The organism is Catenulispora acidiphila DSM 44928 (assembly GCF_000024025.1).
In the GTDB taxonomy this organism is placed as follows: Bacteria; Actinomycetota; Actinomycetes; order Streptomycetales; family Catenulisporaceae; genus Catenulispora; species Catenulispora acidiphila.
The window spans coordinates 10,414,980-10,431,869 of sequence record NC_013131.1 but is presented as its reverse complement, the minus strand read 5'-3'; the positions used below and the strand labels follow the sequence as shown (position 1 = coordinate 10,431,869).

Sequence of the window (16,890 nt, the reverse complement as noted above, 5' to 3'; positions counted from 1 at the left end):
ACGGGTGGGGCAGTGGTGGCGTCTGACCGAGAGACCGGCGACGTCACCGTCGACCTGCTCACGCAGACGTACCGCGACCATTACAGCTCCCTGCTGAAGCTGGCCGCGCTCCTGCTGGACGATCTCGCCTCGTGCGAGGACGTGGTGCAGGAGGCGTTCATCCGGGTGCACAGCGCGCGTTCGCGGGTGCGGGACTCCGACAAGGTCCTGGCCTACCTGCGCCAGACGGTCGTGAACCTCTCCCGCTCGGCCCTGCGCCGGCGCCTGATCGGCATGCGTTTGGCGCCCAAGCCGATGCCGGACATGGCCAGCGCCGAGGAGGGCGCCTATGAACTGCTGGAGAAGGACGCCCTGATCCACGCCCTGCGGGGCATCCAGCGGCGCCAGCGCGAGGTGCTGGTGCTCCGCTATTTCTCGGACCTGACCGAGGCGCAGGTCGCCGACCTGCTCGGGATCTCGATCGGGTCGGTCAAGGCTTATGGGTCTCGCGGGATCGAGGCCCTTCGGGTACGGATGGAGGCGTTCCGGTGAGCGCGCCACACGAGGACGACAGGGCGCCGCGGCCGCCGGACGGGGAATCGGAGCCGGGCACACCTTTCGCCAACGGACAGCAGGGTTCGGAGTCGCCAGGCGATGGCTCGGACGATGGTCTGAACGACGGCCTGGATGCGATCAGCGAGATTCTGCGGGAGCGCTTCCAGCAAGCCGTCGCCGGGTTGGAACCGGGCCCGGGGACGCTGGAGTATCTGCGGCGCGCGGTTCCTGCGCGGCGCCGACGGCGGCACGCTGCTCTGGCGGCGACAGCTGTCTCGGTGTTCGCGGTGAGCGCCGGGGCGACGCTGGCCGCGCGCAGCTCTTTCGACTCTGGGCCCTCGGAAACCGGCGGCACCGCCGTCGGCAACCTGATGTCGACGGCGACGAACGACGTGCCGGGCGGCGGTTCCGGCCACGGCCCGGGGACACCCGTCGGCGGCCAGGACATGTCCAGCGGTGGATCGGTGGGTACCGAAACGCCGTCCTCGCCGGCCTCGGTGCCGGGGAGCACGACGACACCGCTGTCCGCGACGACGCCGTCGATCACGGCGACCGGCAGCCCGCTGGCACCGCTGTGTCAGAACTCGACGGTGACGTCTGTGGCCGCCACTCAGAACAGCACGACCGGAGGCGTCACCTACGAGACCTTCCAGGGGACGGCGAAAGCGGTCTGCACGCTGGAGGGGATGCCGGGTCTGACCGTCACCGGTGCCGGTGGCGCGCCGGCGAAAATCCAGGTCCACCCAGCGGATCAGACAGTCGCGCCGCTGCTGCTGGCCGTCCCGGCCGGTCAGACGCTGGTGCTCCAGCCGGGCGAGCGGTTCGAGTTCCAGCTCGCGTGGGTCCCCCGGACGTGCCCGACGAGTCCGCCGCCGACGAACGCGCCGACCTCCGTGCCGCCGTCGACCGGCAGCCCGACGCAGACCGCGTCCTCGGCGGGTCCGACGCCGACCGGTGCGACGTCGTCACCGTCGAGCCAGCCGACGCCGTCGGGGACGCCGGCCTCGTCGTCCGTGCCGGGGGCGTCGATCTATTCGGTGCTCTACTCGGTGTACGGGTCGCAGCCGACGCAGAGCGTGAGCTTCCGGGCGGACTGCGGGGCGGCGGTCTATGCCACGGCGTACTTCGCGGCGCCGGGGCAGCGGATGGTGGCGCAGCCGACGTCGGCGGCCACGTCGACGTCGACGTCCTGAGGAGAGGTAAGCAAAGCGATTCGCCGGTTCGCTATAGGGCGCTTAGGTAGACCCAGTTCCCGTCTTCGCGGACGAAGGAACTGTTCTCCCGCATAGAGCCGGCGCGACCGGACTCCGTGTAGTGCGCGATGAATTCGACGGTGCCGTCGGTGTGGAACGCCGTCCCGCCGGTGGTGCCCAGGATCTCCAGACCGGTCCAGCGGAGCTTCGGCTCGAACTCGACTGATGCCGGGCGCGTCGAGGAGTGGTGCGTCTTCTCCAGGTACGCGGCGTCCTGTACGGCGAAGGCGCTATAGCGGGAACGCATGAGTTGTTCCGCTGTCGTCGCCGTAGTGCGTGCGGAGTGCAGCGGGCCACAGCAGTCGGCATATGGCTTTCCCGCTCCGCAGGGACACGTAGTGGGAATCGCCTTAGCGTTTCCGCCCCGGCGTTCTCTACGCGGCACTCGGCGCCTGCTTACGGACTTCGAGATGGTCCAGGAGGTCCTGGGTCGCCGCCGCGACGGCAGCCACAGCCTGCTCGAACGCCTCGGTATTGGCCTTGCTCGGCGCGCGGAAGCCGCTGATCTTGCGGACGTACTGAAGCGCTGCGGCGTGGACGTCCTCGGAGGTCGGGTTCTCCACGTAGGGCTCGCGCAGGGTCTTAATCGATCGGCACATGTCTTCAGGCTAATCCCGGCCGCCGACGGTCGGGCTGACGACGAGCTGCGGGTGCTCCGCGACGGGGTGCTCGTGGGCGACGTGCCAGGCGTCCCGAGCGTTGTCGAAGAAGTCCTCCGTCTCTCGGGCGGAGTCGATGGAGGCGAATACCGTCGCCGCTATAGCGAATCCCACCAGTGCGGCCAGTACGCGGCGGCGCGGAGGAGGAGGCGCCATGAGCGCGCGGACGCGTTTGCCCACATGCGCCTGGGCCATCGCCGGGACGGTGCGGGGGAGGTTCGACAGGGCGGCGCGGCCGAGAGCCCGTGCCAGGACCTCCCGATCGCCGACCGCGACCGCGGCGTCCTCGTCGGCCCAGCGCTCGGTGGCCTCGGTGACCGCGTCCGGCAGCCGCCAGAGCAGCGGGTTCGCGACCACGGCGAGGTTGGTCAGGAGCAGGTAGAGGTGGTGCCGCCGGCGCAGGTGCGCCTGCTCGTGGGCGAACATCGCGCGGCGCTGGTCCTCGTTGAGGGTGCGCAGCAGCGAGTCGGTCGCGACGATGCGGGTCGGGATCGCGGCGTGGCCGGGCAGGGACGGTATCCCCGGGACGGCGAAGGCCTGGGCGCGCGGGTCCTGGATGACCGCGATGCTCGCCGGATGCGCCGAGAAGGCTTTGGCCAGGCGGTAGGTCCGCGCGGACTCGCGCCACAGGCGGATGCCGGCGCGGATCGCGAAGGGGAGCAGGGCCAGGAGGGCCGTGCCCGCGACGGCGCCCTCCAGCGGAGTCACCGGACCGTGCATGAGGACGGCGTCCGACAGGCGGCCTTCGGCGGCGAATTCCGGGATGCGCAGGACGACGACCCCGGTCAGCAGAGCCAGCGAGGCGAGCGAGGTGAAGCTGGTGACCAGCGCGGCGGCGGTGAGCAGGACCGTGGCGACCGCCGGCGGCAGGCGGCGGCCCAGAGCCGGACCGGCGGCGCCGAGCGCGACGGCGGCCAGCAGCGGGAGGTAGACGTTGACGCTCATGGCGAGTCGCCCAGCAACTCGCGGATCACAGCCGCGTCGTCGGGGGAGATCTCGCCGAGGAACTTCGAGAGCACGGCCGGGCGGTCGATGCTGCCCTCGAGCGCGGCGCGCATCGCCTCGGCGGCCAGATCGGCCTGCTCCACGACGGGGGTGTAGGCGTATGCCTTCCCCTCGCGTACGCGTGTGAGCATCTTCTTCTCGTGCAGCCGGTCCAGGATCGTCTTCACGGTGGTGTAGGCGAGGTCGCCGCCGACCTGCTCCTGGACCGTGGCCGGAGTGAGCGGACGGCCCGCGGCCCACAGCGTGGCCAGCACTTCCTGCTCCAGCGCTCCGGAGGGTCTGCGTCCGGTGGCCATCAGGGGGTCTCCTCACACGTCCGGGTCAGCGGACGGGGTGTCGTCCACATTGATGCTACAGCTTGTAGTAGATTCTCGGACGAGAACGCCTCGTTCACCGGGCGTTCACCAGTCTCACCCGTACAGCCCATGGACTGCATCCCCCGATCGTAGGAGTATCCGCGATGCCGAAGGTACGCCACTGGTTGGTGATCGCGGTGGCGCTGTTCGCCGCCGCGCTCGCCGTCGGTCTCACCGCCGCGCACACCTCGCTGACGCGGAGCACGGAGCTGTCGTGGGACGGGCACATCCAGGAGTTGCGGACCGGCTGGCTGAACCGCGCGATGCTGGATCTGGCGAACCTCGCCTCGCCGGTGGGGGGACTGGCGATCATCGTGCTGATCACGCTGTTCTTCCTCTGGCGGCGCAATCCGGTGCAGGCCTGCGCCACGTTCCTGGTGATCGCGGTCGGCTGGAACAGCTCGGAGATCGCGAAGATCATCGTCGCCCGGCACCGGCCGCCGGTCCTGTACTCGCTGGCGCCGGAGACCGGGTCGAACTCGTTCCCCTCGGGGCACACCTCGTTCGCCTTCTCGCTCGCCGTCGCGGTGTGCCTGCTGGCGGCGCGGACCCGGTGGTTCGGGCTGACGGTCGTGCTCGCCACGCTGTGGACGCTGCTGGTGGCCTTCAGCCGGCTCTACATTGGCGCGCACTACCCGCTGGACGTGCTCGGATCCTTCCTGGTCAGCAGCTCGGCGATCGTCTTCGTGCTCGGTCTGTGGCACGTCTGGATCGCGCCGAACCTGTACCGGGTGCCGCTGCTGGACAGGTTCGGGCCGGTCCCGGGTCCGGCGTCCGTCCCCGAGACCGCGTCGGTCGCTTAGGCGCTCGGAGCCCTGCCGGCTCGGAACTCTGCCGGCTCGGAACCCCGGCCGGCTCAGAACCCCGTCGACTCGCCCGGCTTGAGCAGCCGCAGCCGCTCGCTCAGGCCCGCCGCCGCGAACGCCTGCTGAAGTTGCTCGCCGCCCTCGCTGAAGTGCGCCCACTGCTCGAAGTGCAGCGGGACCACGGCGCCGGCCTGCAGGATCCCGGCGGCTTCGGCGGCCTCGGCGCTGGTCAGCGTCAGGTAGGCGAAGTCCAGCAGCGGGGTGCGGGCGCCGCCGGCGAACAGCAGGGCCACCTCGACCGGGGCGTAGCGGGCGGCGATCTCGCGGACCCGGTCCAGGGAGGCGTTGTCGCCGCTGATGTAGACGGTCGGCAGGTCCTCGCCGGTCAGGACGAAGCCGGTGACCTCGCCGACCACGGACTCGCTGCCCTCCGGGCCGTGCAGCGCCGGGACCCCGGTGACCAGGGCGGTGCCGCCGCCGGGGCGGTCGAACTCCTGGCTCACCCAGTTCGGCAGGCCCAGCACCGCGCCGCCCAGGCGCTCCTCGGCTGAGCGCGTGCTCAGGACGGTGCGGGCGGTGTCGACGTAGTCGCGGCCGCCGTGGTCGAGGTTGTCAGGGTGCTGGTCGTGGGAGAGCAGCACCACGTCCACGGCACCGACCTCGTCGGCGGTCAGGGCGGCGCCGGCGGTCTTGGTCAGGACCCGCTGGCCGATGGGGTAGTCGCCGGGCGGGTCGAAGGTCGGGTCCACGAGGATCGAGACGCCGCCGTAGTCGAGCAGGGCCGAAGGGCCGCCGAGGTAGCGGACCGTGAAGGTCTGCGGATTCGCCATGGATCAACCCTAGGGCCAAAGCGCGGAAGGCGACCATGGCAGCGGCGTCGATCGACGTGCCTTGCGATCGACGCCGCGTCCAACGTGACGGGCTTGCGGTACGGAGCGCGCGGCCCGAAGTCGCTTACGCCAGCGCGGACTTCACCGCGGCGGCGACCCGGCCGCCCTCGGCGCGTCCGGCGATCTTGGGGTTCAGCGCCTTCATCACCAGGCCCATGCCCTTGGGACCCTCGGCGCCGGTCTCGGCGATCGCGGCGGCGACCAGCTCGGCCAGCTCCTCATCGCTCAGCTGGGCGGGCAGGTAGCGGGCCAGGACCTCGCCCTCAGCCTTCTCCCGCGCGGCCTGCTCGGGGCGGCCGCCGTTCTCGAACGCCTCCGCGGCCTCCCGGCGCTTCTTCGCCTCGCGCGTGAGCACCTGGACGACCTCGGCGTCGGACAGTACGCGCGCCTGCTTCCCGGCGACCTCCTCGGTGCCGACGGCGGTCAGCGCCATCCGCAGGGTGGCGGTCACCAACTCGTCGCGGCCCTTCATGGCGGCGGTGAGATCGGTGCGGAGCGTTTCCTTGAGCGCGGTCATGATCATCCCTTCTGGCTTCCACGCCAGTGTGTCATCAACTCCCCCGGTCCGGCCGCGAGATTTCCCCCGAGGCTGATAATGGAAGCCATGCGGAAGCTCGTGACAGTCCCCCTGTCCCTCGTCGGCGCGGCGGCAGCCGGGCTCACCTACGCGCACAAGGTGGAGCCCAACCTCTTCCGGGTGCGCCGCTACGAGGTCCCGGTGCTCCCGCGCGGGGTGCGCCCGTTCCGGATCCTGCAGGTCTCGGACATCCACATGATCCCCGAGCAGTACCGCAAGGTCCGCTGGCTGCGCTCGCTGGCGGCCCTGCAGCCGGACTTCGTGGTCAACACCGGCGACAACCTGTCCCACCCGGACGGCGTCGGCTCGGTCCTGGACGCCCTGGAGCCGCTGATGGAGCTGCCCGGCGCCTTCGTCATGGGCTCCAACGACTACCTCGCGGCCAAGCCCCTGAACCCCACGAAGTACCTCCTCGGCGGCGACCCGAGCAAGCGCACCCGCGGCAAGGGCCCGATGAACGACTGGCAGAAGCTCCGCGACGGCTTCGCCAAAGCCGGCTGGCTGGACCTGACCAACCGCACCGACCGGCTCACCCTGCCCGGCGCCGCGGGCCCGGTGGTCGGCCTGGTCGGCGTCGACGACCCCCACATCCGCCGCGACGACTACACGGCCGCCTCAGCACCCCTCGCCGTCGCCACCGCCGAAGAAGGCGCCGCCCCGGCCACCACCTCCGGCACCCACAGCGCCGCCCGCACCCTGCCCGGCACCGATCTGACCATCGGCGTCGTCCACGCCCCCTACCGCCGCGTCCTCGACGCCATGTCCGCCGACGGCCTCCCGCTGATCCTCGCCGGCCACACCCACGGCGGCCAACTCCGCCTCCCCCTCTACGGCGCCCTGGTGACCAACTGCGACCTCGACCGCCGCCGAGCCGCCGGCCTGTCCACCTACGCCGAATCCCACCTCCACGTCTCAGCCGGCTGCGGCACCTCCCGCTTCGCCCAAGTCCGCTTCTGCTGCCCCCCCGAAGCCACCCTCCTGACCCTGACCCCCCGCTCCTGACCCCCTGACCTGCCCGATTAAGTCGTTTTCGCTTCCAGCCCCGCTTTGGGTAGACTGTCCACGCACGATCGGGGTGTGGCGCAGCTTGGTAGCGCGCTACGTTCGGGACGTAGAGGCCGCAGGTTCAAATCCTGTCACCCCGACTACGCAAGTGCAGGTCAGAGGCTCGATTCCAGAGATGGGATCGGGCCTCTTGCCTTTCGTGTCCGCAAAATGTCCGCACGGACGGCTGGACCCAGGCTGACACAGCCTGAGGCTGTTGAGAACACCTTCGACCTGGCCGTTTGAACATTTGGACAGCCTCGCTGCGGACATCAGACCGCTGTTTATAACGAAATCATCTCGATCTTCTGTGCCACAGGGTCACTCGATGTCGTCATGTCGCGACGCGCGGCGTTGGCTAGCGGTCGGAGGGCAGCTAGGCTCGGGAGCCTCGGGCCAGTGATCGGAAGCTGCGGAGGGCCGCTTTGAAGGCTGTGGATCTGTATGCCATCCGTCTCGACATTGGCAGCATGCTTCACCTTGGGATGTGCGACGGCGAGCGCACGGATGAGGCGCCGCGATGGTTCGTGCAGATCATGTTGGAGGACGGCGATGAGCCCGACGCCGAGCCGATCCAAATCGGCCACATGCAGTTCCTGATGGTTGATGAGGCGATGGTGGGCCGGGTCTTCGACAGTCTCGACGCACTCGACGGTCACGCGTCCCGGCACGCTGAAGTCATCTTGGCTCTCGCCGATGATGCTGAAGCGCCAGTCGAAATGCCGTTCGGTCCGTACCTCATCGTCGAGAGCGTCCAACTCGATGAGCCGTACCGGGGTCGCGGCTTGGGGACGTACCTCACGGGCATGGCAATCAAGATGATCGGCCCAGGGTGCGACATCGTGACGGTGTACCCCTTCCCCCTCGATACCCAGAGGGACGAAGACGGCGTTGCCGTTGAGCCGGCGACCAGCGAGGCGATGGCGGCAATCGGACGCTCGTGGGAACGGCTTGGTTTCAGGCCGTACCGGCTTGGGGTCTACGTTCTGGATCGACGGTACGCGACGTTCGAGAAGTCGCTTAGCGAGCTCCCTAAGCGCCTCTAACGCAGGCCCAACCCGCACCCACCGAGGCTGCTCCAGCACCGGTCACTGTGCCTGACTTCGAACAGCGGCGACCTACTTCGTTTGCATCGTTCGGCTGGTGACGTCCACCGTCTCGGAGACACCGGCCGTAGTTGGCACACCATGCTTGTCAAGCAGTTCAATAAAGAAGGAGAGGATGGACTCTTCGACGCTAGGATCCGTGAACTCTGACCCACCAAAGCGGAACACTTCGTAACCATCGAGGCGCAGTCGCCGGTCCTCCGCGACCATCTTGGCGTAGCGTTCAGGGCTCGCCACCCCGCTGCCATCGGCATAGTGATGCTTGCCATCCACCTCAACGACTATTCGCTCGCGACGCGGCAGCAGGAGCAGAAAGTCCATACGCTGCCGCTCACGTGGGCGCGGCCCTCGTCGCATGGACGCCACGATGGGGTCGTAGTGGAGGTACACCTGCGGCACGAGCGCCGGCAACTCGAAGCCCCCAGCACGGCGGTAGAGCGAGCAGTAGGCCCGAAAGACTATCTGCTCTGGCTCGGACGCGAGAGAGGCGAACAGCCGCTTGTAGAGATGTTGTCCAACGACCACGTCGTCAGCATCCCTCAGCTGGGGGCAGTTGTCGCGCCACCAGCCGACTAGGTCTGCCCACGTCAACCCCTGCGCAGTGAGGGGTTTCGTGTAGATCAAACAATGCTCAGCGTTCTTCGTGATCTCGACCTCGTTGTTCACGGCATCCACGAAGAAGAGCTCTGGTTTCGGACCATCGGCCGCGAAGATCAAGTTTTTGAATTCGCCGTCCACCCCGCGGTGCCCGAAATGATCAACTAGTCCCTGTAGTTCTGGCACGTCGTGATCATTGATGCAGCGCTGAGCGATGGCTAGCAAGCGGGGCAGTTCCAGATGCCGCAGCCTCGCCATGACATAGCGGAACTTGCCCTCAAACGCCTCCGATTCGCTGCCTGCCGCGAGACCGAGCCTCACGCATTCGTCAGGGACCTCGTACGACTTCATCTGAGCGATCTCAGCCGCGATAGCCCTGCGTAGAGCTTCAGGCTTGACCTCGGTGACCACACATCGAGACTAGCGCCGCCAGGCCACATCGCCCACGTCGGCGACGGCTTTGGGTTCACGGCCTAAAAGAGCTGCGAAGATGGTCGGCTCGCCCTGATAGTTGCTACATGGATGCTGAAGAGGAGCGGCCTCTGCTTAGCGCCGCGACTGAGCGCGCGTTCTACGCCGCGCGGTCCGCGAGTCTGCCCGAGGAGACGTATGCCATCTTCGCAAGGTGGTGGCAGCTCGAAACGTGGCTACGCGAGCTGGTCTACGTCGAGCTCCGCAGCCTCTACGGCTCGGCATGGCAGAAGGCAGTCGCAGCCTCTGCGGGACGCCAACGGCAGGACGCACAGTTTCAGCACATGTCGAGTGCAGACAGCGACAACCCGCTTGCCTACCTCGACTACAGCCAACTGCTGAAGGTCATTGCCGAGCATGATGATCAGCTTCGGTACGCGCTGCTGGAACCTAGGTCTTGGGCTGGCCGGCAGGACGAGCTAATGAGGATCCGTCACCGGATCGGCCATATGCGTAAGCCACATTCGGACGACCTTGGTCGGCTGGAGCAAACTCTCCGCGACCTTGAGCGTGGTGCCTTCATTGCGTGCGCCTCCTACAACAGACGTTCAGGCCCTGACCCTGATAAGCACTCTGATCCAGTTACGCAAGGCTGGCTCCGACGCCAGCATCCAACAGCTCTACGCCTCATCGACCACGCGGAAGCCCGCTATGACACCAGCTTCGAGCTCACTGTCAGCCGTCGGCCCTGGGCGACCTACCCCGACGATCTGGACGGGGCAGAGGGCATCTTTTGGCACGCCTCGTTCTACATCCGCCGGAACAGCTTGGAGATCAAAAAGCTTTGGCGCCAGCTACAAGGGGGCGGGGCGCCACTGGTTCATCTCGTGTCGGACGATCCAGGGAGCGTCCACTTCACCTTCAGCGCGGTCGACGGCGGGACACCTATTGCCGAGGCGATTGGAAGAGCCTTCGATGCTGTGCTGATGAGCTGCCGCGTTGGGCGTCAGGTTGAAAGCGACGAGGATTTCGAGCGTTGGCAACGCCAGGCCCGGGAGATCGACTATCGAGTTGTGAGCGGCAGCCACTGGTCGATCGTCGATGAGACGACGGTCCCGATCTCTATGTTCGGAGCTGGCGGAGGAATCGACTTCCCACCACAGTGGTAGCCAGGCCCTGCCATCAGCGCATACGTCTACGATTCGGGGCTCATGCAAGGGCCACGTGTCGCGGAGGTCCGCCAGTCCCGTGGCCACGACTGAGCTCCCGCGTGGACTAGTTCAAGCTTCCACGAGGCTTCTCTTGGCCCTTCCGCTGCCCAGTTTCCGGGGCCGGCCGGCCGCATCAAGGGCGCTGCGCGTCGCTTCGCGATCGGCCTTCGGCCGACCCTTGACCCGGCCGACCTCTCAGCCCCGGACCCCGCGGCAGCTATGGAAGGGCCGGCGAGGAGTGGTCGGGGGCTTCTGACCTGTGGTCAGGCTTAGCTTCGCAAGGTCACAAATACATCTCATTCCACGCCTGACCTGGCCCTTCGGTTGACTCCCGCACTCCAGAAGAGTAAATTAAGAGCTGTCGGAAGGGCGGCAACCCGGACGACAACCCAGGAGAGATAGACCAGAGGAAGGCAGCACGGAACATGGCTCATCTGTTGGAACGGTTCCGCGACGGTACGACCGCGTTCGCCAGCGCTCGCGAGAACGCATGGCACCGGCTCGGAACCGTCACCCGCGACGCGATGACGGCTGAAGAGGCCCTGACCACGGCATTCCTGGACGGATGGAACGTCCGCAAGATCCCCGTAGCGGGCAAGGAGATCACCGAGCACGGTGTCACTACCGTGGACTCCCCGGACAGGTTCATGACGGTCCGGACCAACCCGAAGACCCGGCGTACTGACTATCTCGGCATCGTCGGATCGGACTACACCCCGGTTCAGAACGAAGAGAACTGCCAGATCATGAACACGCTGGTGGATGCTTCCGGCGCGCACTTTGAGACCGCCGGATCTCTGCGCGAAGGCCGACAGGTGTTCGTCACCATGCGGCTGCCCGAGACGATGACGGTCGCGGGTACCGATCGGCTCGACTTGTACATCTCCGGCCTGAACTCGCACGACGGGACCGGGGCGTACAAGCTGATCGTCACGCCGATCCGGATCGTCTGTGCCAACACTCAGTCCCTTGCGCTCGATCGCGCCCGGTCCTCCTTCTCGATCCGCCACACCGAGAGCGCCAAGAAGAAGATCGCCGAGGCCCGTAAGGCGCTGGGCTTGATGTTCAAGTACGTCGAGGAGTTCGAGAAGGCCGCCGAGCGGATGATCAACGAAACGCTGACACTCGCCGAGTTCGAGAAGGTGTGTCACGAACTGTGGCCGCTGGAGCCGAACGCCGGACCGCGCACCAAGAGCAACGACGCCAAGCGGATGGGGCACCTGCGCCGCCTGTTCGAGTACGCCCCTACGAACGCGAACATCCGGGGAACCCGGTGGGCCGGAGTTCAGGCGATCGGTGAGTACCTGGACCACTACGCGCCCGCGAAGACCGATGTGGTTCGGGCACATCGGGTGCTGACCTCGTCCGAGGTGACGACGCGGAAGCACGAGGCTCACCGCCTGCTGTCGGTCTGATCCTTCCCTCTCATCCGGCCGGACCACGGCCCGGCCGGACCCTCTCTCTTCACCTTCACGGCTCGCGCCGGGGCGGCAACCCCGGCGCGGCCGATCCCAGGACAACGAACCAGGAAGGCGTATCCGCCATGACCATCACCGTCGCCGAGCCGGAAATCCTCGCCGAGGACGCCACACCCGTCGAAACCGCGACCGCCGCCGTCCTCACCCGCGAGGGGGCCGAGCAGGGGGTTGTTGAGACCCCGCAGCCGCAGGAAGCTGTCATGATCCCGCTGGCCGCGCTGATTGCGCATCCCGGCAATGTCCGCAAGGACCTCGATCTCAACGCCGCGTTCGTCGCCAGCATCAAGGCTGAGGGGATCATCGATCCTCTGAAGATCACCGCATCGGCCACGCCCGGCGTCTATCGGGTGCTCGAAGGGCACCGCCGCATGGGTGGCGCGATCAAGGCCGATCTTGCTGCCGTGCCGTGCTTCTTCAGCGGGGACCGCGCCCAGGACGAAGCCGGTCAGTACCTCGACCAGCTGATGACCTCCCGGCACAAGAAGCTGCTGACGCCACAGGAAGAGGCCAACGCGCTGTTCGCCGCCCACGAGGCCGGAGCCACCAAGACGCGTCTCGCCGGTGCCTACGGCGGCAAGGCCAAGGAGGTGAACCAGGCGCTTCGGGCCGCGACGCTGTCCGCAGAGACGCAGGAAGCCGCCGCCAAGGCCGCCGCCGTGATCGAGTTCCAGTGGAGCGTGCCCGAGCTTGCCGCACTGGCCGAGTTCTCCGACGACGCCGAGGCGACCGCTCGCCTCATCGAGGCGTTCAGCGACGATCAGTTCGACTGGCAGATGGAGCGGGAACGCCAGGACCGCGCCGAGAAGGCCGCCCGCGAGGAGATCCGCGAGCAGCACAAGACCGCAGGCGTGGCGCTGTACGAGTTCGACGATGCTCCGGCCGGTCTGGTGAGGCTGGCCACCATGCCGACGACGGCCGGGCGAGGGATAGAACCCGAAGTGCATGCCGAGTGCCCCGGCCATCTCGCGGTCTTCGAGCGCTCTGGAGCCCCACGCGTGTTCTACGCCTGCCGCGACTCGAAGATCTGCAAGCACATCGACCGCGAGACCTTCACCCCGCCAGCGGTCGCGCCGCCGCTGGGCAGCGCGGAACAGATCGCAGAGGCCGCCCGGAAGAAGGCGGAGGAGAGAGCGCAGCGCAAGCGGGTGATCGAGGGGAACAAGGACTGGCGCGCGGCCCGCACTGTGCGAACCAAGTGGCTTGCCTCGCTGATGGCCCGCACCTCGCTGTCGCCCGAGCACACCGCCGCCATCACCCGCTTCACCGCCTTCAACCTCCTGCGCGGGTGGTCGGCCGCGCAGGACGGAGTTCTCAGCGGTCACGGCGAGTTGGTGGCCGAACTCCTCGGACAGCCCAAGGCCCCGTCCGATTGGGCGAAACTGACGGCCAAGGCGTCGGCCAAGCGGCTGGTTCTGCTCACGTTCCTGCCGCTGGTCGCAGGCTTCGAGAAGAACATGAGCGACGGACTCTGGCGGACCGATCGCTCTCAGGGCTACCGGCACGAGCGCAAGCAGGCCGCCGAGTGGCTGAAACTCTTGGTCGCGCTGGGCTACAAGCCGTCGCCGATCGAGCAGGCCGTGATGGAGGACCGGCCCTACGATCCAGCCGCCTCCGCGCCTGTCATGGCGGACACGCTGAACGAGGACGACGGCGAGGACCGGGCCGAGGACGAGCCCGAGGACGACGCCGAGGCCCAGGACGACCCGGAAACAGGACAGAGCGAGTCGCAGGACGAACCCGGCTCGGACGAGGACGACCCCGACCCGGACTGTGAAGACGCCGACGAGATCTGACCTGACCGTCAGGGCAGGCCGGGAGACCATCCCGGCCTGCCCGACCCGGACCGTCCGACCTGACGCTGTGTGTCCGGACGGCTCCGACCCTTCAGCCCCGAGGCCGGCGTGCTGCGCACGGGCATCGAGCCCTGCGCAGCACCACGCGTCCCGTGCCTCGCGCTTCCGGCGCACGATCTGCGCCATCTCCCCGAACACTTTCCGCGGCCCGGCCGCGCCCCGCACAAGGACTCCCGCCATGACCACCCGCCCCGAGACAGTCACCCTGATGCACACCGGGTTGCTCGTCCCCGCCGATCATCCTCAGGTCGTGTCCATGTCGTCTCTGCCGACTCCGAGCGGCGCGACGCTCGTCGCGCTCGTCCGCTTCGGCGGCCACGACATCGGCACGATCGAGGGCACCGACGAAGGTGGTGACCTGACGTTCCGCCCCACTGGATCCTTCAGCCCCGCCAAGGTCAACGAGTTCGCCGCCCAGTGCCGACACCACGGCCGGCCAGTGACCGGCAGTCAGCTGATGGCCCTGCTGGTCGAGGAATGGCAGATCAGCGAACGTCTCCTCCAAGCCGTCGCCGAAGGCCAAACGGTGGCCCGGTTCTTGCGTGACGGCGGCACGCTGCTGACCCTCGCGATCCGGGTGTTCATCCCGCCCCAGGAGACCGGCCTGAGCGTGGCAGCGGTCGTCCCGGCCGCGGTCGCCGCAGCCCTCGCCGAGGTCGCCGACGACCCCGGCGGACACTGGCAGGTCTGGACCGGAACCATCTGGCAGCAACTCCCGGGCTCCGAAGCCGTCGAGCAGGACGGGGACGACCTGTGAGCAACATGACCTCGCCCCCGACCCCAGTTGATCTGCACGGCTACACGGCGCGCACCGTGTGCTGGACGCTCTACAAGAAGGACCTGCGCGCCGAAGCCGTGTCCGCCCGCAGCCGCGCGGGCATCGGCGCGGCCGAGGTCGTCCCCGTCCGCACGTTCCGCCAACGCGGCTGGGCTCTGATGATCGACCGGCCCGACGACCACCGGGCCGTCCTGCTCGGCGTCGACGGCCGAGGCATCGCCGTCGACCTCCGCCCCGCCACCCGAAAGCCGGCCCCGGTCCGCGAGTACCAGCGGGACGGGCAGACCTGGCGCATGAGCCCGGCCGACTTTTGCTTGCGCCACCGCTCGATCAGCACCATTGACCCGTCCCGCCGGCACGAGCACGGATGGTGGGGACCGCCGCACCTGGGCGGCGACCTGGTCACCCAGCACTGGACAGAGCTGACCCTGCGCGCGACCGGCCCGCAGCCGCACCAGCACGACACGATGATCGTCCGCTGCTCGCGTGCGGCCCGGCTGACCGGCTGGCACGCGGTCGCCGAAGACCGGTTGCAGGTTGCCGAGTATCACGAATCGTCGGGGTTGGTCACTCCCGCTTACCGGGCGAACTCCGGTTTCGCGCCTGGCTTCGATCGATGGCTCGCACGCGCGGCCCTGTGGGCGATCCGCGACGAGGACCCCGCCGCCGTCCCCGTCATCGACGTACCCCCGACCGCGCGGGACTGGGACGCCTACACCGACGCCAGGATCGCGCTGGAGACGGAGTGCGCCCGATGAGCCCGGTCCACAAGTCCGCCGTCGAGCGGCCCAGCTTCCGCGACTGGTGCGCCTACCGCGTTCAGGTCGCCACCGAGTCGGCCCCGAAGCAAAGGGCACGCTTCCGCGTCGGCCTTGAGAAGGGCTCCCGCAGCGGAGCGTGGATCTACTTCGGCAAATACAACGAGGGCATCCGCATCGGCGCGATCGAGTCGACCCGCGTCGAGGACGGCCGCATCCGGTTCGGCTACTACTACACCGCGATCTCGGATGTTCACTACAGCCCGGCCGGCACCTCCGCAGCCGAACCCGTCGTCTCCGGCTTCCACGACCAGGCCGAAGCCGCAGCCTTCCTCTACGGCCGCTACGTCGAGCGCCGTGGACGCTTCTTCACCCGCCGCAAGCCCCGATCAGGAAAGCCCCGCACCATGCCCGAGATCACCAACCCAGCCGCGCTGCTCATCAACTTCACCGCGAGCGCCGCCATCGGTAGCGAGTTGGAAGAGCTCGACGAGCCCAAGTCCGACGCGCTCCAGGGCGTCATCGTCGAGATCGGCGGCAAACGCCTGTTCATCTACGTCGACAACGATCTGAACCTGCACACCGCGTTGGAGACACGCGAAGCCGAGGAGAACCCCGAGTTGCTGAAGCGGCCCGGCGACCTGCCTGATGACTTCGCTTGGATCTGCTCCCGCGACGACCTCACCCTTCTGCACGACCGGCCCATGCCGATCGCAGCGGATGACGCTGGAGAGACGATCCCGGTTCCAGTTGGGGCGGGTTATGTCTGAGCGGCCCACGCGGCTGCTCAGCCGCGCCAACCGCGACCTCGCGAGAGACGGCATCTGGTCCTGGACTATTCCAGCGCTGGCCGCACGACTCCCGGACGGGACGACATTCCGCACATGCAGGGCGGCCGGCGTCTGTTCCCAGGTGTGCTTTGCAAGATCAGGAACGTACAACTTCCCGGCCGTGAAGGCCGCGCACGTGAGGAACCTGCTGTTCACCCTCGAAGATCCCGAGGGATGGGAGCAGGCGATGACTGCCGAATTGTCCCATCCGAAGTTCGCCGGCGCCCATGTCCGGATCCATGCGGCAGGCGATTTCTACTCCGCCGCCTACGCCCGAGCCTGGCTGCGGATCATCCGCGCCACGCCCAACACCAGCTTCTACGCGTACACGAAGGAGGTCATGCTCCATGACCGGATACTGGAGCCCGAACGGCCGCCGAACGCAGTGTGGATCATCTCCCTCGGAGGGATCTACGACCGATACGTCGATCTGCACAGGCACCGGGTCTGCGACGTGTTTCCGACCGAGACGGAAATCGAGCACAGCGGATGGCACTCGCAGGCAGAATCTGATCTCCTCGCCGCCTACGGTCCGGCACCGGTCGCGATGGCGGCGAACCAGATCCCTCACCTCCAACGCCGCCAAGGAGACCGACGCTTCAGCGAGTGGCAGCGCGAGGTGGACCGAGCCCGCGGCGACAGCACAGACCGGCCACGCCGACGCCGCCGCATCGCCATCGCTCATCCCGTCGGCGCCACCGACAAACTCTGACGTCGCGCGACGCGACCAGGGAGGCGGCCAAC

The 16,890-nt window shown here is 67.9% G+C and carries 19 protein-coding genes and 1 tRNA gene; 13 read left to right on the top strand and 7 right to left on the bottom strand.

All coding sequences use genetic code 11. From position 1 onward, the window contains the following. Positions 1-12: 12 nt before the first annotated feature. The gene (locus CACI_RS44615) at positions 13-531 is read left to right on the top strand and encodes a SigE family RNA polymerase sigma factor (RefSeq protein WP_015797560.1); all 519 of its coding nucleotides are present in this window, start codon (positions 13-15) and stop codon (positions 529-531) included. Continuing rightward, the gene (locus tag CACI_RS44610) at positions 528-1,727 is read left to right on the top strand and encodes a hypothetical protein (RefSeq protein ID WP_015797559.1); all 1,200 of its coding nucleotides are present in this window, start codon (positions 528-530) and stop codon (positions 1,725-1,727) included. The genes CACI_RS44615 and CACI_RS44610 overlap by 4 nt, the downstream gene beginning before the upstream one ends. 31 nt (positions 1,728-1,758) lie before the next feature. Here CACI_RS44610 and CACI_RS44605 read toward each other — a convergent pair whose 3' ends face one another. The 4 genes from CACI_RS44605 to CACI_RS44590 are packed head-to-tail and all read right to left on the bottom strand — an operon-like array spanning position 1,759 to position 3,747. Beyond that, positions 1,759-2,172, bottom strand: a complete 414-nt coding sequence (locus CACI_RS44605) for a YchJ family protein (RefSeq protein WP_015797558.1) — start codon at positions 2,170-2,172, stop codon at positions 1,759-1,761. Next, positions 2,162-2,386, bottom strand: a complete 225-nt coding sequence (locus CACI_RS44600) for a DUF2277 domain-containing protein (RefSeq protein ID WP_015797557.1) — start codon at positions 2,384-2,386, stop codon at positions 2,162-2,164. The genes CACI_RS44605 and CACI_RS44600 overlap by 11 nt, the downstream gene beginning before the upstream one ends. 9 nt (positions 2,387-2,395) lie before the next feature. Further along, positions 2,396-3,391, bottom strand: coding sequence for a M56 family metallopeptidase (locus tag CACI_RS44595; protein ID WP_015797556.1), 996 nt, complete (start codon positions 3,389-3,391; stop codon positions 2,396-2,398). Continuing rightward, positions 3,388-3,747, bottom strand: coding sequence for a BlaI/MecI/CopY family transcriptional regulator (locus CACI_RS44590; protein ID WP_015797555.1), 360 nt, complete (start codon positions 3,745-3,747; stop codon positions 3,388-3,390). Before CACI_RS44590 ends, CACI_RS44595 begins: the two co-directional genes overlap by 4 nt. 164 nt (positions 3,748-3,911) lie before the next feature. Between CACI_RS44590 and CACI_RS44585 the strand changes: the two genes are divergently transcribed. Continuing rightward, positions 3,912-4,610, top strand: coding sequence for a phosphatase PAP2 family protein (locus CACI_RS44585; protein WP_015797554.1), 699 nt, complete (start codon positions 3,912-3,914; stop codon positions 4,608-4,610). Positions 4,611-4,663: 53 nt separating this feature from the next. On the opposite strand, the gene CACI_RS44580 is transcribed toward CACI_RS44585, so the two are convergent. Further along, positions 4,664-5,443 (bottom strand): MBL fold metallo-hydrolase, encoded by a 780-nt coding sequence (locus CACI_RS44580; protein WP_015797553.1) that lies wholly within the window; start codon positions 5,441-5,443, stop codon positions 4,664-4,666. A 124-nt stretch (positions 5,444-5,567) separates the two neighbouring features. Further along, positions 5,568-6,020, bottom strand: coding sequence for a GatB/YqeY domain-containing protein (locus tag CACI_RS44575; RefSeq protein WP_015797552.1), 453 nt, complete (start codon positions 6,018-6,020; stop codon positions 5,568-5,570). An 87-nt stretch (positions 6,021-6,107) separates the two neighbouring features. Between CACI_RS44575 and CACI_RS44570 the strand changes: the two genes are divergently transcribed. The 3 genes from CACI_RS44570 to CACI_RS44560 all read left to right on the top strand — a co-directional run bounded on the left by CACI_RS44570 (position 6,108) and on the right by CACI_RS44560 (position 8,170). Next, complete coding sequence (locus tag CACI_RS44570; RefSeq protein WP_041540839.1) at positions 6,108-7,082, top strand: metallophosphoesterase; 975 nt, start codon at positions 6,108-6,110, stop codon at positions 7,080-7,082. A 69-nt stretch (positions 7,083-7,151) separates the two neighbouring features. Continuing rightward, a tRNA-Pro gene (locus CACI_RS44565) sits at positions 7,152-7,225 on the top strand. Positions 7,226-7,549: 324 nt separating this feature from the next. Beyond that, on the top strand, positions 7,550-8,170 hold the full coding sequence (locus tag CACI_RS44560; RefSeq protein WP_015797550.1) for a hypothetical protein: 621 nt from the start codon (positions 7,550-7,552) through the stop codon (positions 8,168-8,170). Positions 8,171-8,242: 72 nt separating this feature from the next. Here CACI_RS44560 and CACI_RS44555 read toward each other — a convergent pair whose 3' ends face one another. Further along, positions 8,243-9,238, bottom strand: coding sequence for a hypothetical protein (locus CACI_RS44555; RefSeq protein WP_049871936.1), 996 nt, complete (start codon positions 9,236-9,238; stop codon positions 8,243-8,245). A gap of 107 nt (positions 9,239-9,345) precedes the next feature. Here CACI_RS44555 and CACI_RS44550 point away from each other — a divergent pair, with 107 nt between their 5' ends. The 7 genes from CACI_RS44550 (at position 9,346) to CACI_RS44520 (ending at position 16,858) form a co-directional block, all read left to right on the top strand. After that, positions 9,346-10,407 (top strand): Swt1 family HEPN domain-containing protein, encoded by a 1,062-nt coding sequence (locus CACI_RS44550; RefSeq protein ID WP_015797548.1) that lies wholly within the window; start codon positions 9,346-9,348, stop codon positions 10,405-10,407. 467 nt (positions 10,408-10,874) lie between these two features. Further along, on the top strand, positions 10,875-11,864 hold the full coding sequence (locus CACI_RS44545; RefSeq protein WP_015797547.1) for a DUF932 domain-containing protein: 990 nt from the start codon (positions 10,875-10,877) through the stop codon (positions 11,862-11,864). 128 nt (positions 11,865-11,992) lie between these two features. Next, complete coding sequence (locus CACI_RS44540; RefSeq protein WP_015797546.1) at positions 11,993-13,720, top strand: ParB/RepB/Spo0J family partition protein; 1,728 nt, start codon at positions 11,993-11,995, stop codon at positions 13,718-13,720. A 238-nt stretch (positions 13,721-13,958) separates the two neighbouring features. After that, entirely contained in the window at positions 13,959-14,537 is a 579-nt protein-coding gene (locus CACI_RS44535) for a hypothetical protein (RefSeq protein ID WP_015797545.1), read from the top strand. Continuing rightward, a complete protein-coding gene (locus tag CACI_RS44530; RefSeq protein WP_041540837.1) occupies positions 14,534-15,316 on the top strand; it encodes a hypothetical protein in 783 nt (260 codons plus the stop codon). Before CACI_RS44535 ends, CACI_RS44530 begins: the two co-directional genes overlap by 4 nt. After that, on the top strand, positions 15,313-16,086 hold the full coding sequence (locus CACI_RS44525; RefSeq protein ID WP_015797543.1) for a hypothetical protein: 774 nt from the start codon (positions 15,313-15,315) through the stop codon (positions 16,084-16,086). The genes CACI_RS44530 and CACI_RS44525 overlap by 4 nt, the downstream gene beginning before the upstream one ends. Continuing rightward, positions 16,037-16,858 (top strand): GP88 family protein, encoded by an 822-nt coding sequence (locus tag CACI_RS44520; protein WP_190276702.1) that lies wholly within the window; start codon positions 16,037-16,039, stop codon positions 16,856-16,858. The genes CACI_RS44525 and CACI_RS44520 overlap by 50 nt, the downstream gene beginning before the upstream one ends. Positions 16,859-16,890 lie beyond the last annotated feature (32 nt).